Here is a 23081-nt window from a genome sequence, read left to right as displayed (position 1 = left end):
AGGATGTCGCTGCGCGCCCTCTTCGTCTGCCTCTGCTCCTCCGCCGGCATCCTGTCCGGGTGCGGCGGCGTCGACGCGCCCCCGGACGACGGCTCCGGCGAGCCCGCCGCCGCTGCGGGCGGGGGCGGCTCCTGCCTCTCCGGCGGCCACGGCGGCGCTCCCGGAGCGGGCGCGGCGTCGTGCGACGGTCCGGGCGCGCGGTTCGCGACGAGCGTTGTGTCGGCCTGCCTCGGGGCAGCGCAGGGGTTCGGCCAGGACCGGGTTCCGGACATCGTCCTCGGCCCGCCGAAGGGCGCCGGCTGCTGCGGCGGCTCGCTGGATGTGCTCTCGCTCGGAGACGGCGGGTCGATCGTGCTGGCGTTCGAGGGCAACGCGATCATCGACGGGCCCGGGGCCGATTTCCTTGTGTTCGAGAACGCCTTCGAGCGCGGCGGCGACGCCGCGAGCGTGTTCGCCGAGCTCGCCACGGTCGAGGTGAGCGAGGACGGCGCCGCATGGTCGGCGTTCCCCTGCGCCGCGGATCGCTATCCCCACGACGGCTGCGCCGGGTGGCACCCCGTGCACGCCAACCCCGACGAGAACGACGTGGACCCGCTCGACCCGTCGTCGGCGGGCGGGGACCCGTTCGATCTGGCCGAGATCGGGGTCCCGCTCGCCCGCTTCGTGCGGATCACCGATCGCGCCGGCACGCCCGACGTCTTCGACCTCGACGCGGTGGGCATCGTCCACGCGCTGTGTCCGTGAGGCGTCCCGGGGCGCTCGCCTGCGCGGCGCTCCTGGCCGTCGCCGGCCTCTCGCCGCGCGCGCGGGGTGAGGAGGCGGGCGCGGGTGACACGGAGGGCGCGACGAGCGGCGGCGCGCGCGGAGAAGGAGACGACGGCGTAGCCGCCCCGGCCGCGACGGCGCCGGCCCGGCCGCGCGGCCGGGCGCTCGAGGTGCGCGTCGAGGGGCAGCGCGCGTCGACCTCGGCCGCGCGGGATCCGAGCGCGGCGTCCCACGTGATCCTCGGCGACGAGCTGCGCGCGCCGGGCGCCGCGGCGTCCGCGGTGCTGAGCCGCGTCCCCGGCCTGCAGGTCTCCCGGACAGGCGCCGCGTCGGACATCGCGACCGCGTCCATCCGGGGCGCGAGCAGCGCCGAGACGCCGGTGTACCTCGCGGGCGTCCGGCTCAACGACGACGTGACCGGCACCGCCGATCTCTCGAGGATCCCGCTCTGGATGATCCAGCGCGTCGAGGTCTACCGGGGCAACGCGCCCGAGCACGCCGATCGCCTCGGGATCGGCGGCGCCATCTTCTTCGAGCCGTCGCTGCCGCGCGCGCCCCGGGCCTCCGTGGGGCTCGGCGCGGGCAGCTTCGGCGAGCGCGCCGCGTGGGCGTCGGTGGGCCTCGGCGACGAGCGCGCGGGCGCCGTGATCGCGCTCGGCCGGCGCGCCGCCGACAACGACTACCTCGTCACGGACAGCCGGCTGGGGCGGGCGCTGCCCAGGCCGAACGCCGACGCCGACGCCTACGACCTCTGGAGCATCGGCCGCTACACGCTGCCCGGGGGCGGCAGCGTCACGGCGATCGGCAACGGCTTCGCGCGCGACCAGGGCGCGACCGGCCTCTCGGAGACGCCGGCGCGGGCGGCGCGGACCCACGTGCAGCGCTGGCTCGGCGCGGTCACCGCGGTCGCCCCGTGCGCCCGCCCGCCGGAGGGCGGCCTCGACCGGTGCCGCCTCGAGCTCACGAGCTCGGCGATCCTCTCGAGCCAGGTCGTCCGCGATCCGCGGGGCGAGCTCGGCCTGCTGTCGCCGCTCGTCGCCAGCGCCGGCGCGCGCGGCGCCGGGCAGGCCGCCTTCCGCTACCGCCCGGCCGACGACCTCTCTCTCTCGGCCTCGGCGGCCCACGAGCGCGAGCTCCTCGCCCTCGATCGCGCGGGCGGGGCGCCGCTCCGCGCGTCGCGCGCGACGTCCCGCGCCTCGGTGAGCCTGCGCTACGCGAAGGGCCCGTCGCTCGAGGGCTACGCGCTCGGCGCCGTGGAGCTCCACCGGACGAGCCACGGCGGCGCCGGCGGCCCCCTCCGCGCGCTCGAGCCGAGCGGCCGCCTCGGCGCCCGGCTCCGCCTCGCGGGCGGCGGCGTCTCGCTCTTCGGGAACCTCGGCCGCTACGTGCGCGTCCCCGTGCTCGGCGAGCTCTACGGCAGCTCCCCGATCGTCGTCGGCAACCCGGAGCTCGCGCCCGAGCGCGGCGTCTCGGCCGAGCTCGGGGTGCGCCTCGCCGCGGCGGCGCCGCGCGCGCGCGCCGAGATCTCCTGCGAGATCCTCGGCTTCTCGCGCTTCGCCTCGGGGCTCGTCGCGCACCGCCCCGCGTTCGCCGGCGTGCTGCGGCCGTACAACGTCGCGAGCGCGCGCGTCCTCGGCCTGGAGCTCACGGCTTCGGCCTCGGCGCTCGATCACCTCCGCGCCGGCCTCGCGCTCACCGCGCTCGATCCGAGGGACACCTCGCCGGGCCGCGCGATCGCGAACGACCTCATCCCGCTCCAGTCGCGCCTGGTGGCGGCGCCGTCCCTGGAGGTGTACGCGGAGCCCGCGCGGCTCGGCGTCGACCGCGCCTCGCTCTCGGCGCGGCTCTTCTACCGCGCCTCGCGCGTCGGCGATCCCGCGGGGCTCCGGCCGCTGCCGGAGCAGGCGACGGCCGACGTGGAGCTCGCGATCCTCGCGCTCCGGCGGCGGCTCTCGGCGCGCTTCGCGATCACGAACGTCCTCGCCGCGAGGACCTTCGATCTGCTCAACCTCGAGCTCCCCGGGCGGAGCTTTCACGCGGCGACGGAGGTGTGGTGGTGATGGCGTCTCGCTTCGACCTGGGACGGGGGGCGGCCCTCGGGGCTCCCTCCCTGAAGATCCTCGCCGCGGGGGCGGCGTGCGCGCTGCTCGGGTGCAACGCGCCGGAGCCGCCGCCGAGCACCGGCGGCACGGACGTCGTCGCGGGGCCGTGCGGGCGCGGCGCCGTCGTGGTCAGCAGCGACTACCTGTCCACGAACGTCAGCCTGGTGAGCTGGGACGGCGCGGTGCTCTCCGCGTCGATCGTCTCATCGGGCTCGAGCTCGCCCGGCCTCGCCTCGCCGCTCTCGGGGGATGTCCTCGTCCCGACGGCGCCGGTCCGCGGGGATCGGCTGGTGCTCCTCGACCGCTCTGCGTCCGTGCTCACGTGGGTCGACGTCCGGAGCGGCGAGGTGCCGGGGCAGCTCGCCGTCGCCACCGCGTTTCGCGCGAACCCGCAGGACTACGTCGAGGTCTCGCCCGGGAAGGCGTACGTCACGCGCCACGAGCCGAACCTCGACCCGGGCGCCGCGCCGATCGACGGCGGCAGCGACGTGCTCGTCGTCGACCCCGGCGCCCGGGCGATCGTCGGCCGGATCGACCTCGCGCCCGCCCTGGCCGGGGAGGATCCGGCGTTCTACCCGCGGCCGGGCCGCGCGGTGCTTGTCGACGACAGCCTCTACGTGCTCCTCGTGGCGACCTCGCTCGACTTCAGCGCCTCGGCCGAGTCGCGCCTCGTCGAGATCGACACGCGCAGCGACGCGATCCGGGAGGTCACGGTGCTCGACGGGCTCCACGGGTGCGGGGGGCTGGCGGTGTCCGCGAGCGGCTCGCGGCTCGCGGTCGTGTGCACCGGGACGTTCGGCGGCGGCGCCACGTCGAACGCCGGCGAGGCGGGCCTCGTGGTCCTCGCGCGCCGCGAGGGGGCCCTCGTCGAGGAGGCGCGCTGGACGGCCGCCGAGCTCGGCGCGGGGACGCCCGGCTTCTCGGTCGCGTTCGCCTCCGAGGACCGCCTCCTGCTCGCGACGCTCGGCCGCGACGCGCTCAGCGAGGGGGGGCCGGTCGACGACACCCTCACGGCGGTCGAGCTCGCCGGCTCCGGACCGGCGCGCGGCGAGCCCGAGGTCCTGCTGCGCTCGAAGGAGCTCCCGTCCTCCCTCGGCGAGGTGCGCTGCGCCGAGGCCTGCGGGCGGTGCCTCGCAGCGGACGCCGAGACCGAAGGGGGCGTCGTCCACCGCTTCGACGTCGGCGAGGGCAGCCGCGCGGTCGTGCACGCGGCCAGCCTCCACGTCGACCCGCGGGTCGGCTTGCCGCCGCGCTACCTCGGCGCGTTCTGAGCGAGCACGCCGGCAGGCAGGCGCGGCGTGCCGGACTCCTGCGGGAGTCCTTCGGTCCTATCGGTGGAGCTGAGGGGGATCGAACCCCTGACCTCATGACTGCCAGTCATGCGCTCTCCCAGCTGAGCTACAGCCCCGGTCGTTGGGAGCGGCAGATGTACAGCCTCTCGCTCGGCTTGTCTCTATTTTTTTTCGACCGGCGCGTTTTTTACGTCCGTGAGCGTCCGTTTGCGCCGTTCGCGCGGTGGAGGCGCCCGTCGGCGGTGCCGCGGGCCGCGGGCCGTGCCGCGCCCGTCGGCGGTGCTGCGCGCCTCGCCGGCGGGCGCGGCCGCTTCGGGCGGGCGGCCCTCAGAAGTTCATCAGCTTCGCCAGGTAGTACTTCATCGTCTCGGTCGTCCCGCCGCCGATGCGCAGGAGCCGCTGATCGCGCCAGGCGCGCGCGATCGGGAAGTCCTCGATGTAGCCCCAGCCGCCGTGGAACTGCAGGCAGGTGTCCACGACGTCGTTCGCCACGTCGCCGGCCAGGATCTTCGCCATCGAGATGAGCTTCACCGTGTCGAAGCTGATCGGCACCTTCCGCACGTACCGCTCGTCGTTGTAGTGGTCGACGCACTTGTAGGCGAACGCGCGCCCCGCCTCGCAGCGCGTGTACAGGTCCACGAACTTGTGCTGCCACGACTCGCGCTTGATGATCGGCTTGCCGAACGCCACCCGCTCGCGCCCGTACTCGACCGTGTTGTCGAGCGTCATGAACGAGCTCGCGATCGCGCCCACCGCGGCGACGAGCCGCTCGGTCTGGAAGTTCTGCATCAGGTACGCGAAGCCCTGGTCCGGCTCGCCGAGCAGGTAGCGCCGCGGCACCCGCACGTCCTCCAGGAAGAGCTCCGCCGTGTCCGAGGACTTGTTGCCGATCTTCTTCAGCTTCTTCGCGACGCTGAAGCCGGGCAGCGCCGTCGGCACGAGGAAGAACGAGCAGCCGTGGGCCCCCTTGTCCGGCGACGTCTTGGCGAGCAGCGTCACGAAGTCGGCGCGCGTCCCGTTCGTGATGAACGTCTTCTGCCCGTTCAGCACGTAGTCGTCGCCGTCCTTGCGCGCGGTCGTCCGGATCCCGGCCACGTCGCTGCCGGCCGCCGGCTCCGAGACGCCGAGCGCGGCGATCTTGTCGCCCGCGAGCGCCGGCCTGAGGAACTCGTCGATCTGCTCCTTCGTGCCGATGTCGCTGATCACCGGCGTCGCCATGTCGCTCTGCACGAGCAGCCCCATCGAGACCCCCGCCATCGTGCAGCGCACGAGCTCCTCGGCCTTCGCCGCCGAGAACCAGTAGTCGAGCCCGGCGCCGCCGTGCTCCTCCGGGAAGTGCGCGCCGAGGATCCCGAGCTCGCCGGCGCGCTTGAACACCCAGCTGGGGAAGCACTCCGACGCCTCCCACTCCTCCACGTGGGGAGCGAGCTCCTTCTCTGCGAAGGCCCGCACCGTCTTCCTGAACTGCTGATGTTCCTCCGTGAACGGCTGCCACATCGCGAACCCCTCCTCGCCGGCGGACTGAAATAATTCGTACACGAAACATTTTCCAGCGCAAGCGCCGCTCTTCCCCGCGCTTCCGCCCGTGTCCGGTCCGCCGCATCGAAATCGAACGGAGCTGCAAGGGGCCGCATGGAAAATGAGGGCCGATGGCGCGGTGCGCGACGCGCGGCAGGCAGCGCGGGCGGTGGGGGCGTTCGAAGAACCGCGCTGAACGCGCTGAACGCGCTGAACGCGCTGAACGACGAAGAGCGAAAAATGAATCGTCTCGCGCACCCATCCACGCAGTCTGCGGGCTCTGCTAGCCTCCGGGCCACATGCGATTCCTCGTCCTGTCGCGCAACGCGTCCCTCTATTCGACGAGCCGGATCGTGCTCGCGGGGCGCGCGCGCGGTCACGACGTCAGCGTCATCGATCCGCTCGATTTCCAGATCGTGGTGTCGAGCGGTCGCCCGTCGCTGCTCGTCGGTGGTTCGGCGGTGCCCCGCTTCGACATCGTGATCCCGCGCATCGGCGCGAGCATCACGAACTACGGCCTCGCCGTCGTCCGGCAGTTCGATCTCATGGGCGTCCCGGTCCTGAACGGCGCCGTCTCGATCGCGAGGAGCCGGGACAAGCTGCGCGCGCTCCAGCTGCTCACGCGCCGCAAGCTCAACGTGCCGACCACCGTCTGCGCCAGGAACCCGGCCGGCGTCGAGGCGGCGCTCTCGCTCGTCGGCGGCTGCCCCGCGATCGTGAAGCTCCAGCAGGGGACCCAGGGCATCGGCACCATGCTCGCCGAGACGCCCCACGCCGTGCACGCGCTGCTCGAGACGTTCTGGGCCATGGGCCAGGACATCGTGCTCCAGGAGTACGTGCGCGAGTCGAAGGGGCGCGACATCCGCGTCATCGTCGTCGGCGGCCGCGTGGTCGCGTCGATGCGGCGGGTCGCCAAGCCGGGCGAGTTCCGCTCGAACCTCCACCGCGGCGGCAAGGGCGACCGGGTGAAGCTGCCGCGCTCCTACCGGAGCGTCGCGATCCGCGCCGCGAAGGCGATGGGCCTCGAGGTCGCCGGCGTCGACATGCTCGAGGCGCGCTCCGGGCCCAAGATCCTCGAGATCAACAGCTCGCCCGGGCTGGAGGGGGTCGAGCGCGCGAGCGGCGTCGACGTCGCGGGCGCGATCATCAGCTACGCCGAGCGGTACGCCGAGGAGCAGCGCGGCCTCAGCCGCCGCACGCTCGAGGCGCGGATCGCCGACGTGATCCACGACGAGCGCATGCCGGTGCCGCGGCGGTTCAGCCGCGCGGTGGAGAACGGGGCGGGCGCGAGCCGCAGGAAGCCCCCGGTGCTCACGAACGGGAGGGGCGCGCGGAGGGCCGTCTCGTGACCCTCGGGGTCGAGGCGGCCGGCGATGCGGTCGTCCTCACCATCGATCGCCCCGAGCGCAGGAACGCCATCGACAGCGCCTTCGCGAGGCGCCTCGGCGAGGCGGTCCGCCTCGCCGGCTCGGACCCGCGCGTGCGCGGCATCGTGATCGCCGCGACGAGCAGCGACGTCTTCGTGGCGGGCGGCGACATCCGCGAGCTCTCCGCGCTCGCCGCGGGCGGCGCGGAAGGCGGCGAGATCCTCGCGATGTTCGAGGGCCTCGCGGCGTTCGAGGAGAGCGAGGTGCCGATCATCGCCGCGGTGCAGGGCGACGTGCTGGGCGGCGGCTGCGAGCTGCTCCTGCTCTGCGACTTCGTCCTCGTCGAGGAGCACGCCGCGCTCTCGTTCCGCCACGTCAAGATGGGCCTGTCGCCGGCCTGGGGCGGGTTGACGCGGCTCTGCGAGCGGGTGGGGCCGCTGGAGGCGTCGCGGCTGCTGCTGACGGCGGAGAAGATCAGCGCCGCCGAGGCGCTCCGGATCGGCCTCGTGAGCGACGTCGTCGCGACCGGCACGGCGCGCAGCCGTGCGATCGCGCAGGTGAACCGCATCGCCAGGAGCCCGCGCGCCTCGGTCGCGGCGATGAAGCGGGCGCTGTGCCAGGTGCGCGAGGCGCTGCGCGCCTCCGCCGTCGATGTCGAGCGGCGGGCGTTCGCCGAGCAGTGGAACGGCCCGGAGCACCGCCAGGCGATGGATGCGTTCCTGAGCAAGAAGTGACCGTGGCGCAGGGCGGGGGGGGCGGAGCGGAGGACCCGGGCGGCGCCGAGCCGACGACGAGCGCCGAGCCTGCGCCAAGCGGGGCCGAGCCGGCGCCGGAGAGCGCGCTGCACCCGCTCGTACCGCCGACGATCGAGCACTTCATCGGCCGCCGCCCGCACCTGCGCGCCCTGCAGCGCGCCGCCGCGTCGCTCTTCATGGAGCGGCCCATCTCCGTGCTCGTTCGCGGCGGCGCGGGCATGGGCAAGAGCGCGCTCATCCACCACTTCCTGATGGGGCTCCGCCGCGACAAGGGGCCGGTCGTCCTGCGGGGGCGCTGCGCCCTCGGGGCGACCGAGTCCTACAAGGCGTTCGGGGGCGTCATGGAGTCGCTGAGCCGGTTCCTCCGGCGCGTCTCCGCCGAGGAGGTGGCGCGCCTCCTGCCGCGCGACGTCCGCGCGCTCGTCCGGGTGTTCCCGGCGCTCTCGCGCGTGCCCGCCGTCGCGTCCGCGCCGCGCGTGAGCGAGTCGCCCGACGCGCAGGAGCTGCGGCAGCGCACCTTCGCGGCGCTCCGGCAGCTGCTCTGGCGCATCGCCGAGCGCAGCCCGCTCGTCGTGGCGATCGAGGACCTCCAGTTCTGCGACGCCGACAGCGTGGCGCTCCTGCTCGAGCTCACGCGGCCGCCCGACGCGCCCGCGATGATGTTCCTCGGCAGCTACCGGACCGACGACGTGGCCACGAGCGCGCCGCTCCGCGCGCTGCTCGACGGGATGGGGCCCGCGCGCCCCGCCGCCGGGGAGGTCGAGGTCGCCCCCGGCGGTCGGGAGCGGGTCGAGCCGCTGCGCCGGGACGGCGAGCTGCGCGAGATCGAGGTCGGCCCGCTCTTGCCGCTCGAGGCCGAGGAGCTCGCGCTCGCGCTCCTCTTCGCGCGCGACGAGGGCACCCGTGCGCGGGCGGACGCCGTCGCCCGCGCGTCCGGCGGCAACCCGCGGCTGCTCGGCGAGCTCGCCCGCGACGCGCATGCGCCGGCGGGCGAGGCCGGCGCGCAGGGCGACGCCGCGCTGGACCGGGCGCTCAAGGCGCGGCTCTACCGCCTGCCGGAGCAGGCGCTCCGGCTGATCGAGGTGATCGCCGTCGCCGGCGAGCCGATCGACGCTGCGGTCGCGGCGCGCGCGGCGAAGCTCGACGACGAGGAGCGCGCGCCGGCGATGACGCTGCTGCTCACCGAGGACCTCATCGTCGCGCGGCGCGCCGGCGAGGGGGAGCTCGTCGAGGCGTCGCACGACCTCGTGCGCGCGTCCGTGGTCGGCCGGCTCGGTCCGGAGCAGCTCGCGGCGCGGCACCGGAGGCTCGGGCGGGCGATCGAGGCGCTCGGGACGGCGGACGCCGAGACGCTGTCGCGGCACTGGCTCGGCGCGGGCGACGCAGCGCGGGCGGGGCGGCTCGCGGCGCTCGCGGCCGAGCAGGCGGCCGAGGCGCTCGCGTTCGAGCGCGCGGCGCGGCTCTACGAGCTCGCGCTCGGCCTGCTCTCACGCGAGGCGGATCTCCCGGAGGCGGAGGCGCGCGCGCTCGGGGTGCGGTGCGCCGACGCGCTGGTCAACGCGGGCCAGGGCGCCGAGGCGGCGAGGCGCTACGCGGCCGCGGCGGAGGGGGCGGACAGCGCGCGGTCGCTCGAGCTCCGCCGCCGCGCCGCGGAGCAGTACCTGCGGAGCGGGCACATCGACGAGGGGCTCGATCTCGTCCGCGCCGTGCTGAGGGCGGTCGGCCTGTCGTTCCCGGAGACGCCGCGGCGCGCGCTCGTGGCGTTGCTCCTGCACCGGGCGGAGCTGCGCCTGCGGGGCCTCCGGTTCCGCGAGCGATCCGAGGCGGAGGTGCGTCCGGAGGAGCTCGCGCGCATCGACGCCTGCTGGACGGTGACGGTGGGTCTGTCGGCCGTCGACATGGTGCGCTCCGCCGAGTTCTCGGCGCGCGCCCTCCTGCTCGCGCTGCGCGCCGGCGAGCCGTACCGCGTCGGCCGTGCGCTCGCGTTCGAGGCCTCGTCGGCGTGCATGATGGGGGCGCCGGGCCGGGCGCGCGCGGAGGAGCTCGTCGCCGCGGTGCGCGCGCTCGCGGAGCGGCTCGACAGCCCGCACCTCCTCGGCCTGTCGATGATGGTGTCGGGCATGCTCGAGGCGTTCACGGCGGGCCGCTGGAAGGCGGCGTTCACGTGGTACGAGCGGGCCGACGAGCTGCTGCGCGACCGCTGCACCGGCGCCGCCTGGGAGCTCGTGACGACGCAGGTGATGACGTCGTGGATGCGGTACTACCGCGGGCAGATCGACGCGCTCGCGCGGACGATGCCGGCCGTGCTCCGGGGGGCCGAGCAGCGGGGCGATCGCTATGCGGCGGCGATCTTCAGCGTGCAGGCGGTGTGGGTGGCGCTCGCGTCGGACGACGTGGCGGGCGCGCGCGGCGCGGTCCTGGGGGCGCTGTCGAGGTGGACGACGTCGGGGTTCCACCTCGAGCATTTCGTGGGGCTGCTCGGCGAGACCTACGTCGACCGGTACGCCGGCCGCGCCGGCGCCGCGATGAAGCGGCTCGCGGAGGCGTGGCCGGCGATCGAGGGCTCGATGCTGCTGATGATGCAGAACAGCCGGGTGATGGCCCACGTGGAGCGCGCGAGCACGGCGCTCGCTGCCGCCGAGGGGGCGACCGATCCCGAGCCGCTGATCCAGGCGGCGCTGCGGGACGCCGCCGCGCTTACCCGGGAGCGGATGGCGTGGTCCGACCCGTTCGTGCCGCTCCTCCGCGCGGGCGCGGCGGAGCTGCGCGGCGAGCGGGAGGAGGCGATCCTGCAGCTGGAGGCGGCGGCGGCCGGGTTCGACGCGGCGGACATGCCGCTCTACGCGGCGGCGGCGCGGCGTCAGTCGGGCGAGCTCTTCGGCGGCGAGAAGGGGCTGCAGCGGCTCCTCGAGGCGGACGCGGTGATGGCGCGGGAGCGGATCAAGAGCCCGGCGCGGTGGGCGGCGATGCTGGTGCCGGGGTTCGGGCGGAGGTAGAGGAGCGGCGCGCTCCGGGGCGCCGAGGAGGATCGACCCTCATGACCACGCACGTGAGCCTGCCGGACCCTCCGTCGATGTTCCTGATCACGGGGCTCATGGCTGCCGGAAAGTCGACCGTGGCCCAGCGGCTGGCCGAGCGGCTGCCGAGGAGCGTGCATCTCCGGGGCGACGTGTTTCGCCGCATGATCGTCAATGGCCGCGCCGAGATGGGCTTCGAGCTCTCCGGGGAGGCCGAGCGGCAGCTGCGGCTCCGGTACCGTATCGCGGCGGCGACGGCCGACCTCTATTTCCAGGCCGGGTTCACCGTCGTGCACCAGGACATCGTCCTCGGATCTGGGCTCGCGGAGGTGGTGCGGTGCTACGCGCATCGCCCTCTGCACGTCGTGGTCCTCTGCCCGCGTCCGGCCGTGGTCGCGGCGCGCGAGGCGGGTCGAGCGAAGAGCGGCTATCAGGACACCTCGGCGATCCTCGATTTCGACCGCGTATTGCGTGCGGAGACACCGCGGCTGGGTCTCTGGCTGGACACCTCGGATCTCACGGTCGAGGAGACCGTGGACGAGATCCTCGGGCGCCTTGGGGATGCGCGGGTGAACGGTGCGTACAGCGCGTAGCGGGGCGGGCGGGCTCGACAGCCGGCGGGGCTGGGGGCGCCGTCAGCGAAGATCGGGGTTCGCCGCTCGTCACAGTCGTGCCAGAAGAGCTTCAGCACCTCGATGAGCATGTCCATCTGTGCGCGGTGGCGCTCGGACTCCATCGGCTCTCCATCGTCGTACGGGAGCTCGTCCTCGCCGGGCGGGCGAATCGGGACGGGAGAGTTCTCGCTCTGGAAGGGCATACGCGGCTCCAAGCGCAGCGTACCCTGCGCCGCGCGGTGGCGCAGCCGGCCGGACCAGGCGGCGCGCGCCGGCCGGTGCCAGCTGGACGGAGGGACACGTCTCGTCACGGCAGCTCTCAGCTCTACCCAGCGCCTCCGGCAGGAGTCCGGGCGACGTGAGGAGTCGACGCGCGGCGGGCACGACCTCGTGCGCCGCGGTCTTCGCGGGATCTCCCGGCGCTCGGCCCTCCGGCATCCGGCGGAGCGCCGCTTCGCGCACCGCCGCTTCGCGCGCGGTTCTGCGCCAGTAGATAACCGGGGTCGACCGAGGGGAAAACCTTGTTGAGCAAGTACCGCGACGCCTGATCGTCAACGTGAGCGGTGGCACCGGGTATTGCGGAGGGGGCATCGGCCGTCTGCTGACGTCGCCACCTCCGGGGCAACGCCGCCGCCTCCAGCAACGCGTCGCATCGTTGCGCCGATCGAGTCGCCTGAACGCCTCGTACCGAACGCTTGACACGTCGGGTTGGCCGTCGGCTACGCTACCTCCCTACGACGCGCAGGAGGGGAACGAGGGTGGGATCGGATGGTTCGGCAAGAAGTGCAACATCGGAAAGTCGAATCGGGATGACACCGACCTGAGGCGACCTGAAACAACGAGATGAACCTACCGCCCAACCTGCCGCTGCTGCCGGCGGCGCTGCGCGCCGCGGCAGAACGGCAGGTACGCAAGGAAGGAGAAAGTACATGATTAAACCAGGTCCCGTGATCGCTTCGGATGTTCCGCCCCGAGCCAAGCCATCCAATTACCCGGAGCCGTTTGCCTCACGCGTCGCCGGCCGGCAGAAGCAGGCCCTTGGTGATGTGTTCGGGCTTAGGAACTTTGGCGTGAATCGCACTACGTTGAAGCCTGGCGCAATGTCAGCTCTGCGTCACTGGCATTCGGTCCAAGATGAGTTCATCTACATTCTTTCGGGTCATCCAACGCTCGTTACCAATGCCGGAGAAACAGCGCTCCACCCCGGCATGTGCATGGGGTTCACGGGGGGAGACCCCGACGGGCATCATCTGGTGAACCTGTCAACGGAGGATGTTGTGTATCTGGAGGTCGGAGATCGTCTGCCGGGCGACTCTGGGTCGTACCCAGACGATGATCTGAAGGCAGTCATGGGGGCTGACGGCAAGTGGCAGTTTCAGCACAAAGACGGGGCGCTGTATTAGTGGTCGTCGCGTAACCAGCGATCTGGTTGGGTGTCTCTGGTGTTTCTGGAAATGGCGCCGTCAGGCGCTCGTGGCCGGGTAGCTCGGGATCGGGCACGCCCCTCGCGACCTCGCGCCCCCTCAGTCCTCTCCGCGCACCGCCAGCACGACCTCGTGCGCCTCGGTCTTCGCCGGTATCTCCCACCGCTCGATCATCCGGCGGATCGCCGCCTCCGGCACCGCCGCCTCCCGCGCGCGGTTCTGCGCGAACAGCACCGCCGCCGGCACCTCCACGTAGACCACACGGACCCTCGCCCCGTAGTCCGCCGCCATCTGCAGCACGGGCCCGCGCCGCTGTCGCGAGAGGTTCGTCGCGTTCCACACGAACCGCTCGCCGCGCCGGAGGTGCTCCTTCGCCCGCTCGCGCGCCGCCTGGACCACCTGTCCTTGCGGTTCGGTCGGATCGATCTCGAGCTCGCTCCGCAGCGCATCCATGGAGACGACCGGCCAGTCGGCGAGGTGGTTGCGGACATAGGTGTCCTTCCCGGCGCCCGGGAGCCCGCTCATCACCACGACCTCGGCGCGCGTGTCGTCGTAGACCTCCACGTCCGGGTGGCGCCCGCCGGTGAGGTCGGAGCGGAAGTACACGACGCGCGTGTGATCCGACGCGAAGGAGCGCGGCGCCCGGTAACACCCCTCGTCGCGGCAGAGCTCGCGGAAGAGCTCGATGCTGTCGACCACGCGGCCCATGTCCGCGCAGACGCGCCCGCGGATGTCGGCCTCGGCCACGAGCGCGAGCAGGTCGCAGCGCGCGTGGAGGCTGATCTCGGCGGCGACGCGCTGCGCGTCGTCCCGCTCGATGAGATAGAAGGGGATCTGGTGGTAGCGCACGAGCGCGCACACCTGCTCGCGCAGCGCGAACGGCGCGTCGAGCTCCCAGAGCAGGCGGCGCGCGAGCAGCTCGCCCGCGCGCGAGTGGCCCTTGGCCGTGATCCTCCCGTCCTGCTCCCGGGTGGTCGCCGGCTTCGCCACGTCGTGGAGCAGGCAGGCGAGGTACACGACGCGCTGCTCCTCCGCCGGCAGCGCCCGCCACTCGGGCAGCCCGAGGAGCGTCTCCAGCACCATGCGGGTGTGGATCCAGACGTTGCCCTCGGCGTGGTGGATCGGGTCCTGCGGGCAGCCCTCGAGCGCGCGGACCCAGTCGAAGACCTGGAGCTCGTCCCAGGGGACACGCTCCGGATCGGGCGTGAGGAGGTCGAGGAGCGAGGACGCGGACGACATGACGAAGCACCCTGGGGCGAGCGCGCGCCGGACACAGGCGCGCAGAGCGCGAGGATCGTAGCATGTCCGCGCCCGGAGGTCGGTGCTACCCTGGCGCCGCCATGTCCGCCAAATACCCGCGCTCGTTCCACCTGCCATGGTCGCCCGGCGGCACGTCCGACGACAAGAGGATGGCCGACGTGTCGGGGCTGCTCGGCGTCGAGATCGTCATCACCGAGAAGTGCGACGGGAGCAACCTCACATACACGCGGAAGAGCGTCTTCTCTCGCTCGCACTCGGGCCCTCCGTCTCACCCGAGCTTCGACCTCGCGAAGGCCACGCACGCGAGCATCGCTCACCTGCTCTCGGACGGCATGTCGCTCTTCTGCGAGTATTGCTATGCGGTCCACTCCATCGAATACGACGCGCTGCCGGGGTATTCGCTGGTCTTCGGCGTGCGCGACGACGCGCTGGGGCTCTTCTGGGAGTGGGATATGGTCGTGGCCCAGGCGAAGGATCTGGGGCTCCCCACGGTGCCTGTCCTGTTCCGGGGCATCGTCGAGAGCGAGCACGATCTCGAGGCGCTGACGAGCGCGCTCGCGCGCGAGCCCTCCGCGTTCGGCGGCCAGCGCGAGGGGGTGGTGGTGCGGGTCGCGGGCGAGTTCCCGGACGCGATGTTCCAGCGCAGCCTCGCCAAGTGGGTGCGGCGCGGGCACGTGCAGACGGACGAGCACTGGATGCACCAGGAGATCCGGCCGCAGAAGCTCGCGGCGGATCCGGCGGGAGGGCCGCCGCCCTGAGGACGGCGCCGGGGCCGGCCGCGCGGCTACCGTCGTGAGGCCAGCGCCGCGAGCCGGTCGCAGAGCCTCTCGCGGAGCGGGCCGTAGGTCTTGCGGTAGTCCTCCCAGTCGAGGCGCTCGTCCGCGACGAGCTCGCGCCAGTACGGGTTCGCGGCGCCGTAGTCGTGGATGGCGCCGGTCTCGGCGATCTGCACGGCGAAGAGCGGCACCCGGAGCGCGTGGAAGAGCTTCTTCTTCGAGGCCCCGGGTTCCTCGTCGAAGCGGGCGCCGGCCTTCTTGAAGTCGGACGCGGAGCGGCTCGCGGCCGACGCGGCGAGCTTCTTCCTGTCGAGCTTGAACGCGAAGGGCGGTCTCGTCTCCTTGAGCCGGTGCTCGGGCGGGAGGAACAGGCACTCCAGCGCGAAGACGCTGTGCTCGGCGACGGCGTTGCGGAAGGTGTCGAGCCCGTGCAGGACGACGTTGATGCCGGGCGAGAACGCGAGGTCCTGCCTCGCGTCGCGGCGCGCGAGGACGGCGACGAAATCCTCGTCGGATGTCGAGGTCGCGGTGCCGTACACGCGCGACCCGGTGCGGAATACGCTGTGGACCTCGCCGTCGGTGCGGCCGAGGGCGCGGAGCACGGTCGAAAGGCTCATGGCGGAGACCTCGCTCGAGGGGCCCCGGAGGATTGCCTCGTTCCCGTCCCGGAGCAACAAGGGCTCCCGTCTCCCATCTCCTCGAGGTCTCGACGCCCCCCGCGTGCGGCACGACAATCCCCCGGTGCGCCTCCTCGCCGTCTGCTGGCTCTCCCTCATCCCCCTCCTCGCCGGCTGCCATCACCGCGACGGATCGCGCCACGACGACGGGTTCCGGTCCCGGCTGGCGCACGGCTGCAGGAGCGAGCCCGACTGCCTCGTGCTGGAGCTCGAGGCGCAGGCCCGCGTCGACCGGTGCGCGTCGTTCTGCGAGCAGGCCGAGGCCGATCTGCGTGCGTCGAGCGCCCTCGTCGCCCGCTACCGGCGGCACCGCGAGGCGCGTCAGGCGCAGATCGAGGCGCAGCGGCAGTCCGGCGAGGCCGCGGAGACCGAGCGCCGCCGCGCCGAGCTCGAGGCCGCCGAGGAGGCGCGCCGGCAGGAGGAGGCGGCCCACGCCGCCGAGCTCGAGCTTGCCGCGAGCGAGCTTGCCTGCGCCCAGCAAGGCGACACCGCGGCCTGCGACGCGCTCCTCCGCTACCTCGCCGGCGCCGCCCCGCTCGACGCGCGGGCGGCCCAGGTGCGCGCCTCCCACGAGAAGGGCCAGAGGCTGATCGCGGAGCGCGAGGCCCTGAGGGCCGCCGGGGAGGCGCGCGCCCCGGGGCCCGCCGAGGCGCCCGCTCCCGCGCGGCCCTCGGGTGCCGGCCGCTCCGGCCGGCCGCGGCCGGCGCCCGACGAGGACCGCGTCTGCTGCTGCGATGGCACGCTCTCGCCGACCTGCACCTACGTGAAGCGCGGGTGCTGCTCGCACCACGGCGGCGTCTGCGCCTGCCCTTGAAGGCACCTGCCGCAGCCGCCTGCCATCGCTGGAACGCCCCCATGCACCGCAGGCGCACGAGCTCTGCCGCCCGTGCCGACCGACGCGGCGCCAATACAGATGGTGCCCCTCTCCCCCTCTGGGCCGATGATCGCCAACCCCGATGACCGTCACTCTCCTGTGAACCTGGCGTTCCCCTGACCTTGTACGTACCGTGCTCGCGCCGCCTCCGCGGGCGGCGTCTCTGCGCTTCCAGGAGGGTTCATGGCCGTCGCCGACTCGCTAACAGCTCATCCCCAGAAGACCGATCATCCGCCCGAGGCCGTCGAGCGGCGGGTGGCGGACGCCCTCGGCGCGCTGTCGCTCGAGCAGAAGGTCCGCCTGCTGACGGGCGCCGACTTCTGGAGCACCTACCCCGAGCCCGCCATCGGCCTGCGCCGCATGGTCGTCTCGGACGGCCCGGTCGGCGTGCGCGGCGAGCACTGGGACGAGCGCGATCCCTCGGTGAGCCTCCCCTCCGCCACCGCCCTCGCCGCCACATGGGATGAGGCCCTCCTGGAGCGCCTCGGCGCCCTGCTGGCGTCCGAGGCGCGGCGCAAGGGCGTCGATGTCGTCCTCGGGCCGACGGTCAACCTGCACCGAAGCCCGCTCGGCGGCAGGCACTTCGAGTGCTTCTCCGAGGACCCGCTGCTCACCGGTCGGATCGGCGCGGCCTACGTCCGGGGGCTGCAGGCCCACGGCGTCGGCGCCACCCCCAAGCACTACGTGGCCAACGACTCCGAGACCGAGCGGTTCACCGTCGACGTCCGCGTCGATCAGCGCACGCTGCGCGAGCTCTACCTCGCGCCCTTCGAGCGGATGATCGTCGGCGCGCGCGCGTGGCTCGTGATGGCCTCGTACAACGCGGTCAACGGCGCGACCATGACCGAGAACACCCTGCTCGACGCGCCGCTCAAGGACGAGTGGGGTTTCGACGGGGTCGTGGTCTCGGACTGGACCGCGACCCGCTCCACCGAGGCCGCAGCCCGCGCGGCGCTGGACCTCGTCATGCCTGGCCCGGAAGGGCCGTGGGGCCGGGCGCTCGTCGCCGCGGTCCAGAGCGGCGCGGTGCCCGAGAAGGCCATCGACGACAAGGTCCGCCGCCTCCTGCGCCTCGCCGCCCGGGTCGGCGCGCTCGAGGGCGTCGCGCCGGCCGCCCCCGCCCCGGCCCAGCTCCCCGCCGCCGAGGCCGCCCGGCTTGTCCGCGAGACCGCCGCGGCCGGCATGGTGCTCGTGCGCAACCAGGGCGACGCGCTCCCCCTCGACGCGGCCAGCCTCCGGCGCGTCGCCGTGATCGGCCCCAGCGCCGCGCAGGGGCGGATCCAGGGCGGCGGCAGCGCCAGCGTGCACCCGCACTACGCCGTCTCGCCGCTCGACGGGCTGCGCGCCGCGCTCGGCCAGCGCGCCGAGGTGCTCCACGCGCTCGGCACCCGCATCCACGAGGGCCTCGTGCCGGTGGCCGGAGACCAGGTGGTCGACCCCGTGACCGGCACGGCCGGCGTGCACGTGCGGCTCCTCGACGCCAAGGGCCACGTCGTGCACGAGGAGCATCGCGACGTGGGGCGCCTCACGTTCATCGGGGACGAGCGCGCGACGCGGGCCGCGACCATCGAGGTGACGGCGCGGTTCCGCGCTGCCGAGGCGGGCCGCTACCGGATCGGCGTGGCCGGCGTGGGCGCCTACCGCCTCACCGGCGGCGGGCAGGTCCTCTTCGACGGGATGATCGCGCCGGACAAGGACGACCTCGCCGCGGCCCTGCTCGCCCCGCCGCAGCGGGCGGCCGAGCTGTCCCTCGCCGCCGGCCAGGAGATCGACCTCGCCCTCGCGCACTCGGTCTTTCCGGGCACGATCGCGGTGGCGTTCTCCCTCGGCGCCGAGGTCCCCGCGCTGCCCGACGACGAGGAGCTCGCGCGCGCCGTGGAGCTCGCGCGCTCCTCCGACGTGGCGATCGTGGTCGTCGGCACCACCGAGGCGATCGAGAGCGAGGGCTTCGACCGGAGCGCGCTCGCGCTCCCCGGCCGCCAGGACGAGCTGGTCAGCGCCGTCGCGGCCGTGAACCCCCGGACGATCGTGCTTGTGAACTCCGGCGGGCCGGTGACCCTGCCCTGGCGCGACGAGGTGGCCGCGGTGCTCCTCACGTGGTTCCCGGGCCAGGAGCTCGGCAACGCCGCTGCCGACGTGCTGCTCGGCGCCGTGGAGCCCGGCGGCCGTCTGCCCACGACGTGGCCGTCGCGCGACGAGGACGTGCCCGTGCTCTCGACGAAGCCCGAGAACGGCAAGCTGGTCTATGCCGAGGGGCTGCACGTCGGGTACCGGGCCTGGGCCCGCGCCGGTGTCACCCCGGCCTACCCGTTCGGGCACGGCCTGGGCTACACGCGCTGGGAGATCCTCGACATGGACGCGCCGCCGAGCGTCGCCGCCGGCGCGGCCGTCGAGGTGCGGGTGCAGGTCCGCAACGTCGGGACCCGCCGCGGCCGTCACGTGATCCAGCTCTACCTGTCGCGGCCGGGCTCCGCGGTCGAGCGCCCCGTGCTCTGGCTGGCCGGCTTCGCCTCCGTCGAGGCCGAGCCCGACCAGACGGCCGAGGTCGTCGTCACCGTCGAGCCGCGGGCCTTTGCGCACTGGGCGGCAGGTCGCTGGCAGGTCGAGCCCGGCGTGTTCACGCTGCACGCGGGGCACTCGGCCACCGTCCTGACGAGGCAGACCGCGGTGAACGTCGACGCCTGAGGTCCTGAGGGCGCGCCGGCGTGGGCCTGCGAGGCTCCCGGTGATGGGGACTCACGGCCACCACCCGACGCAGGGGGGCTCTCGCCTGCATCGATTCGATTGAACCCGGGATCGAAGCGCTGCAGATGGCCCGGGAGGGTGCCTCGCTCCCTCTTGAAATGCTCCGGTGCAAATTGCCTCAGCGTGACCGATGCGCGCGACCGATCCCGCGCTGAGCATGAGGATTCTTGCTCTTCTGGCCGCGAGATTTGCGCGAGAGGGAGCGCCCGAGCGCCGAGCTCGCCGCGGGGGGCGCGGGCGAGGGGGCGCTGGCCGGGTGTTTCGTCGCTTGGCGCCCGCGGAGGCCGGAGATCGGCCGATGGTTCGCCATTTGCTTACGCTTACGATGATCGATGAGGGAAAGGCGACTCATGAAGGACAAGCACCCTGTCCCCGGCCAGAGCGGATCGTTCGCCAGAAGAGGCGATGCGAGCACGGGGGGTGTTTCGTCCTGCGTTCGCGGGTTGCCGCAGCGGGAGCGCGCCGTGGGCGAGGTCCTCGCGGGCAAGTACCAGATCGTGGGGCAGCTGGGCGCCGGGGGCATGGGCAGCGTGTGGCGGGCGCGCAGCTTGTGGCTCGACGTCGACGTGGCGATCAAGGTGCTCCACGAGGAGCAGTTCGACGCGCACGCCGCCGAGCGCCTGCTCCGGGAGGCGCGCGCGACGGCGAGGCTCGGTCATCCGGCGATCGTGCGCGTGTTCGATTTCGGCGAGACCGACTCGGGCGAGCCGTTCCTGGTGATGGAGCTCCTCGAGGGCACGTCGCTCTCGAGCTGGCTGGAGACGAGGGGCCGCATACCGGCGGAGCAGGCGGTCCAGATGCTCTTGCCGGTGGCGTGTGCCCTCGCGGCCGCGCACGCGCAGAGCATCGTCCATCGCGATATCAAGCCTGCCAATATCCTCGTCGTGTCCGACGGGGCGGGCGGCTATGTCCCGAAGGTTGTCGACTTCGGCATTGCCAAGCTGGCCAACGCGGCCAGCCCCGCGATCACGCAACGAGGGATGATCGTCGGCAGTCCGGAGTACATGTCGCCGGAGCAGGCCGACGGCCAGCTGGAGGTCGGGGAGCAGACCGACGTCTGGGCGTTCAGCGTGGTTCTTTACGAGCTCATCACCGGACGGCGGCCGTTCAGCGGCGAGAGCCTGGGCGCGGTGATCGCGGCGATCTTCAGCAAGGAGCCGGTGCCGACGACCCAGCTCGGCGCCGGCGACGAGGAGCTCTGGTCGATCCTCCGGCGAGGCCTGGCCAAGTCGCCGGCCGAGCGGTGGCCGAGCATGCGGTCGCTCGGCCGCGCCCTGGCGGCCTGGGCCGTCGAGCGCGGGGTCACGGCGGACGTGGCCGGCACGTCGCTCGCGCACCAGTGGCTCGCGCGGGGGGTCGACGCGCCGCTCACCGCGGAGCGAGCCGCGCCGGTCCTCGCGGCGACCGGCGCCGTCTCCGCGCCGGCGGCGCCGCGCCTGGCCGGTGCAGGGAAGACGCTGCTCGCGTCGCCCGCGGCCACGCCGGCCGGGCGTCGGGGAGGCACGATCAAGATGCCCGCGGCCCTGCGCGGCGCACCGATCGGGCTCGAGCCCTCGCCGCGGCTCCAGAAGGCGCTCCTCGTCGGGGTGCTCGCTGCCTTCGTCGCGCCCGTGGTCGTGGTCATGGGGTTGAGCCTGCGGGGTGGAGGCGCTGGCGCCGCGCCTCCGGCGGTCGCGGCCGCCGCCGCTGCGCCTGCGGGCGAGCCGGCCGTGGCGCTGGCCCTGCAGGCGGCGAGCCCGGCGGCGCCCTCCGCCGTCGACATCGTGCCCGCTGACGGCGGGGCGCCGCGCGTGAACGCTCGTGAGATGGCCGTGCGGGGCGCACCGGCAAGCGAGCCGCCGGCGCACCCGGCCGAGCCGGCTGAGCCGTGGGATGAGGCGGTCGATCCGTGGGACGAGATCGAGCAGTCCGCGTCATCGGCCGAGTCGCCCGCCCAGCGGCTCGACCCGAGCGCGCAGCGGGCCGAGCCCAGCATGCAGCGGGCCGAGCCACGCGCTCCGCGGGTGGAGCGGCGCGCTCCGCGGGTCGAGCCGCCGCGTCCGGTGCCTGCGTCCACGTCCATGCCGCTGCCGGCGGCGCCCGACTTCTGAGGTGATCATGCGCAATCCTGAGGTGAAGCTCCGCTCCGTTCGCGGCTCCGGCGACCTGCTGCTCCTCCTGATCGCGCTCCTCGCGGCCCCGCTCGGGCCTGGCGGCTGCTCCGCGCTGATCGGCGCGGAGCTGTCCGACAAGGACGACGAGACCGAGGGCGCCGGGGGGCAGGAGGATCAGGCCGGCGACGGGAGCGGCGGCGGCGATCTCAGCAGGAGCAGCGGCGCGAGCACGAGCAGCACCGGGAACGCCGGCAGCGGCGAGAGCGCGAGCAGCGGCGCGAGCACGAGCAGCACCGGGAACGCCGGCAGCGGCGAGAGCGCGAGCAGCGGGGGCGGCGAGGGCGCGAGCAGCGGGGGCGGCGAGGGCGCCGCGAGCAGCGCGGGCAGCGGCGGTGGCGAGAGCGCGACGAGCAGCGCGGGCAGCGGCGGTGGCGAGAGCGCGACGAGCAGCGCGGGCGGTGGCGAGAGCGCGACGAGCAGCGCTGGTGCGAGCGGCGGGAGCGCAACCGGCAGCGCGAGCAGCGGCAGCGCGAGCAGCGGCAGCGGCAGCGCGAGCAGCGGCAGCGGCGCTGGCGGTGCGAGCAGCGAAACCGGCGCCGGCGGTGCGACCAGCGGGAGCGGCGGGGGCGCAAGCAGCAGCAGCTCGGGCAGCGCAGCGACCTGCAATGGCCACTTCGCCGATTGCGACGGGGACGCGGCGCACCATTGCGAAACCAACCTGTGGAACAACGACGAGCACTGCGGCGCTTGCGGCAACCGATGTCCAGACGGCACGGACTGCCGGCAGGGAGAGTGTCAATGAGGCCGCGTTCTCCAGCAGCTCGCGCCGGACGGACATTCGTCGCCGTCGTCGCGGCGCTGCTCCTGGCCGCAGCAGCCCCGTGCCCTGCGGCGGCGCAGGGCACGGGCGATGTGACTGCGGCGCGCGTGCTGTTCGTCCAGGGCGCGAAGCTCGCCCGGGAGGGGCGCTGGGAGGAGGCGCGGGCGCTGTATTCCCGATCGCTGGCGATCAAGGCGATGCCCCTCACGCGGTACAGCCTCGGCGTCGCGCAGAAGGAGACCGGGCACCTCGCCGACGCGCTCGCCAGCTTCCGCGCATTCCTGGCGGAGCCGGCGACGCCGACGACGGAGCCCTATGTCGGGCCGGCGCGGGGGGCCGTCGTGGCGCTCGAAGGGCGCGTCGGCCGGGTGACGCTCGCCGTCAGGCCCGGCAACATCGACGGGCTCGCGCTGGCCCTGGATGGCAAGCCGCTGCGGGCGGCCCCGGGTCAGGTCCTCGAGCTGGACCCGGGCGCGTACGAGGTCGAGGCGAGCGCTCCGGGGTTCCGCGCTGCGGTTGCCCGGTTCAGCGTCGGCGCTGGCGGCTCGGTCGAGGTCCCGCTCGCGCTCGCGCCCGCCGCGACCGCGCAGGCCTCGGCTACCCGGGAGGGGCTGCCTCCGCTGGCCGACTCCTCCGAGGGATCCTCGAGCCGGACGCTCCCGTTCGTCGTCATGGGTGTGGGCGGCGCGCTCTTCGCCGGCGGAGCCGTCCTCGGCCTCGCCGGCTGGAAGCAGGCGGGCGACGCGCGCTCGAGCACGGGCTCGGACGCGAGCTCCGCGCGGGCCAAGGGGATCGTCGGCGACGTCCTCGGCGGCGTCGGCGTTGCGACCGTGGGCATCGGGCTCTACCTGCTGCTGAACGAGCCAGCGCCGAGCACCCCCAGAGCGGGCTCCGTGACCCCGTGGCTGAGCGCGTCGGGCGCGGGCGTCGAGATGCGGCTCTGACCCGCATGACCCGCGCCATGGGCGTAGCCTGTCCTCGG

General features: G+C 73.9%; 17 protein-coding genes and 1 tRNA gene. 13 read left to right on the top strand and 5 right to left on the bottom strand.

The window, feature by feature from the left end:
* Nucleotides 1–3 precede the first annotated feature (3 nt).
* From WMF36_RS36435 to WMF36_RS36425, 3 genes are read left to right on the top strand one after another with little or no spacing between them, the layout of a single operon-like run.
* Entirely contained in the window at nt 4–744 is a 741-nt protein-coding gene (locus tag WMF36_RS36435; RefSeq protein WP_437575420.1) for a hypothetical protein, read from the top strand.
* Nucleotides 741–2825, top strand: coding sequence for a TonB-dependent receptor plug domain-containing protein (locus tag WMF36_RS36430; protein ID WP_437575419.1), 2085 nt, complete (start codon nt 741–743; stop codon nt 2823–2825). The genes WMF36_RS36435 and WMF36_RS36430 overlap by 4 nt, the downstream gene beginning before the upstream one ends.
* Nucleotides 2822–4138 carry a hypothetical protein gene (locus WMF36_RS36425; protein ID WP_437575418.1) on the top strand — a complete coding sequence of 439 codons (1317 nt, stop codon included), beginning with the start codon at nt 2822–2824 and terminating at the stop codon, nt 4136–4138. Before WMF36_RS36430 ends, WMF36_RS36425 begins: the two co-directional genes overlap by 4 nt.
* A 64-nt stretch (nt 4139–4202) precedes the next feature.
* Here WMF36_RS36425 and WMF36_RS36420 read toward each other — a convergent pair.
* Nucleotides 4203–4275 (bottom strand) — tRNA-Ala (locus WMF36_RS36420).
* A gap of 211 nt (nt 4276–4486) precedes the next feature.
* Nucleotides 4487–5656 carry an acyl-CoA dehydrogenase family protein gene (locus WMF36_RS36415; protein ID WP_437581999.1) on the bottom strand — a complete coding sequence of 390 codons (1170 nt, stop codon included), beginning with the start codon at nt 5654–5656 and terminating at the stop codon, nt 4487–4489.
* 320 nt (nt 5657–5976) lie between these two features.
* Here WMF36_RS36415 and WMF36_RS36410 point away from each other — a divergent pair, with 320 nt between their 5' ends.
* The 5 genes from WMF36_RS36410 to WMF36_RS36390 all read left to right on the top strand — a co-directional run bounded on the left by WMF36_RS36410 (nt 5977) and on the right by WMF36_RS36390 (nt 12833).
* Nucleotides 5977–7026: a RimK family alpha-L-glutamate ligase gene (locus tag WMF36_RS36410; protein WP_437575417.1), complete on the top strand. Its 1050-nt coding sequence runs from the start codon at nt 5977–5979 to the stop codon at nt 7024–7026.
* A complete protein-coding gene (locus WMF36_RS36405) occupies nt 7023–7778 on the top strand; it encodes an enoyl-CoA hydratase/isomerase family protein (protein WP_437575416.1) in 756 nt (251 codons plus the stop codon). Before WMF36_RS36410 ends, WMF36_RS36405 begins: the two co-directional genes overlap by 4 nt.
* 2 nt (nt 7779–7780) lie before the next feature.
* Nucleotides 7781–10795, top strand: coding sequence for an ATP-binding protein (locus WMF36_RS36400; protein WP_437575414.1), 3015 nt, complete (start codon nt 7781–7783; stop codon nt 10793–10795).
* A gap of 41 nt (nt 10796–10836) precedes the next feature.
* The gene (locus WMF36_RS36395) at nt 10837–11409 is read left to right on the top strand and encodes an AAA family ATPase (RefSeq protein WP_437575413.1); all 573 of its coding nucleotides are present in this window, start codon (nt 10837–10839) and stop codon (nt 11407–11409) included.
* Between the two features lie 950 nt (nt 11410–12359).
* Entirely contained in the window at nt 12360–12833 is a 474-nt protein-coding gene (locus tag WMF36_RS36390; RefSeq protein WP_437575412.1) for a cupin domain-containing protein, read from the top strand.
* Between the two features lie 120 nt (nt 12834–12953).
* On the opposite strand, the gene WMF36_RS36385 is transcribed toward WMF36_RS36390, so the two are convergent.
* Entirely contained in the window at nt 12954–14093 is a 1140-nt protein-coding gene (locus WMF36_RS36385; RefSeq protein ID WP_437575411.1) for an AAA family ATPase, read from the bottom strand.
* Between the two features lie 101 nt (nt 14094–14194).
* On the opposite strand from WMF36_RS36385, the gene WMF36_RS36380 reads away from it, so the two are divergent.
* On the top strand, nt 14195–14872 hold the full coding sequence (locus tag WMF36_RS36380; protein WP_437575410.1) for an RNA ligase family protein: 678 nt from the start codon (nt 14195–14197) through the stop codon (nt 14870–14872).
* Nucleotides 14873–14898: 26 nt separating this feature from the next.
* On the opposite strand, the gene WMF36_RS36375 is transcribed toward WMF36_RS36380, so the two are convergent.
* The gene (locus WMF36_RS36375) at nt 14899–15507 is read right to left on the bottom strand and encodes a hypothetical protein (RefSeq protein WP_437575409.1); all 609 of its coding nucleotides are present in this window, start codon (nt 15505–15507) and stop codon (nt 14899–14901) included.
* Nucleotides 15508–15610: 103 nt separating this feature from the next.
* Between WMF36_RS36375 and WMF36_RS36370 the strand changes: the two genes are divergently transcribed.
* The 3 genes from WMF36_RS36370 (at nt 15611) to WMF36_RS36360 (ending at nt 21276) form a co-directional block, all read left to right on the top strand.
* The gene (locus WMF36_RS36370) at nt 15611–16381 is read left to right on the top strand and encodes a hypothetical protein (protein ID WP_437575408.1); all 771 of its coding nucleotides are present in this window, start codon (nt 15611–15613) and stop codon (nt 16379–16381) included.
* A gap of 243 nt (nt 16382–16624) precedes the next feature.
* Nucleotides 16625–19126 (top strand): beta-glucosidase, encoded by a 2502-nt coding sequence (locus tag WMF36_RS36365; RefSeq protein ID WP_437575407.1) that lies wholly within the window; start codon nt 16625–16627, stop codon nt 19124–19126.
* A gap of 410 nt (nt 19127–19536) precedes the next feature.
* The gene (locus WMF36_RS36360; RefSeq protein WP_437575406.1) at nt 19537–21276 is read left to right on the top strand and encodes a protein kinase domain-containing protein; all 1740 of its coding nucleotides are present in this window, start codon (nt 19537–19539) and stop codon (nt 21274–21276) included.
* 177 nt (nt 21277–21453) lie between these two features.
* Here WMF36_RS36360 and WMF36_RS36355 read toward each other — a convergent pair whose 3' ends face one another.
* Nucleotides 21454–21945 (bottom strand): hypothetical protein, encoded by a 492-nt coding sequence (locus WMF36_RS36355; RefSeq protein ID WP_437575405.1) that lies wholly within the window; start codon nt 21943–21945, stop codon nt 21454–21456.
* A gap of 132 nt (nt 21946–22077) precedes the next feature.
* Between WMF36_RS36355 and WMF36_RS36350 the strand changes: the two genes are divergently transcribed.
* On the top strand, nt 22078–23043 hold the full coding sequence (locus tag WMF36_RS36350) for a hypothetical protein (protein WP_437575404.1): 966 nt from the start codon (nt 22078–22080) through the stop codon (nt 23041–23043).
* Nucleotides 23044–23081 lie beyond the last annotated feature (38 nt).

The sequence above is a fragment of the Sorangium sp. So ce887 genome, assembly GCF_051521455.1.
GTDB lineage: Bacteria > Myxococcota_A > Polyangia > Polyangiales > Polyangiaceae > Sorangium.
The sequence above is the reverse complement of the archived record's forward strand: the minus strand, read 5'-3'. Positions and strand labels throughout refer to the sequence as shown.

What these genes read in the sequence shown, in the direction of transcription:
- WMF36_RS36350 (WP_437575404.1), top strand. Translation starts at nt 22,078, where the DNA reads ATGAGGCCGCGTTCTCCAGCAGCTCGCGCCGGACGGACATTCGTCGCC.
- WMF36_RS36365 (WP_437575407.1), top strand. Translation starts at nt 16,625, where the DNA reads ATGGCCGTCGCCGACTCGCTAACAGCTCATCCCCAGAAGACCGATCAT.
- WMF36_RS36395 (WP_437575413.1), top strand. Translation starts at nt 10,837, where the DNA reads ATGACCACGCACGTGAGCCTGCCGGACCCTCCGTCGATGTTCCTGATC.
- WMF36_RS36380 (WP_437575410.1), top strand. Translation starts at nt 14,195, where the DNA reads ATGTCCGCCAAATACCCGCGCTCGTTCCACCTGCCATGGTCGCCCGGC.
- WMF36_RS36385 (WP_437575411.1), bottom strand. Translation starts at nt 14,093, where the DNA reads ATGTCGTCCGCGTCCTCGCTCCTCGACCTCCTCACGCCCGATCCGGAG.
- WMF36_RS36410 (WP_437575417.1), top strand. Translation starts at nt 5,977, where the DNA reads ATGCGATTCCTCGTCCTGTCGCGCAACGCGTCCCTCTATTCGACGAGC.
- WMF36_RS36390 (WP_437575412.1), top strand. Translation starts at nt 12,360, where the DNA reads ATGATTAAACCAGGTCCCGTGATCGCTTCGGATGTTCCGCCCCGAGCC.
- WMF36_RS36375 (WP_437575409.1), bottom strand. Translation starts at nt 15,507, where the DNA reads ATGAGCCTTTCGACCGTGCTCCGCGCCCTCGGCCGCACCGACGGCGAG.
- WMF36_RS36415 (WP_437581999.1), bottom strand. Translation starts at nt 5,656, where the DNA reads ATGTGGCAGCCGTTCACGGAGGAACATCAGCAGTTCAGGAAGACGGTG.
- WMF36_RS36435 (WP_437575420.1), top strand. Translation starts at nt 4, where the DNA reads ATGTCGCTGCGCGCCCTCTTCGTCTGCCTCTGCTCCTCCGCCGGCATC.
- WMF36_RS36360 (WP_437575406.1), top strand. Translation starts at nt 19,537, where the DNA reads ATGAAGGACAAGCACCCTGTCCCCGGCCAGAGCGGATCGTTCGCCAGA.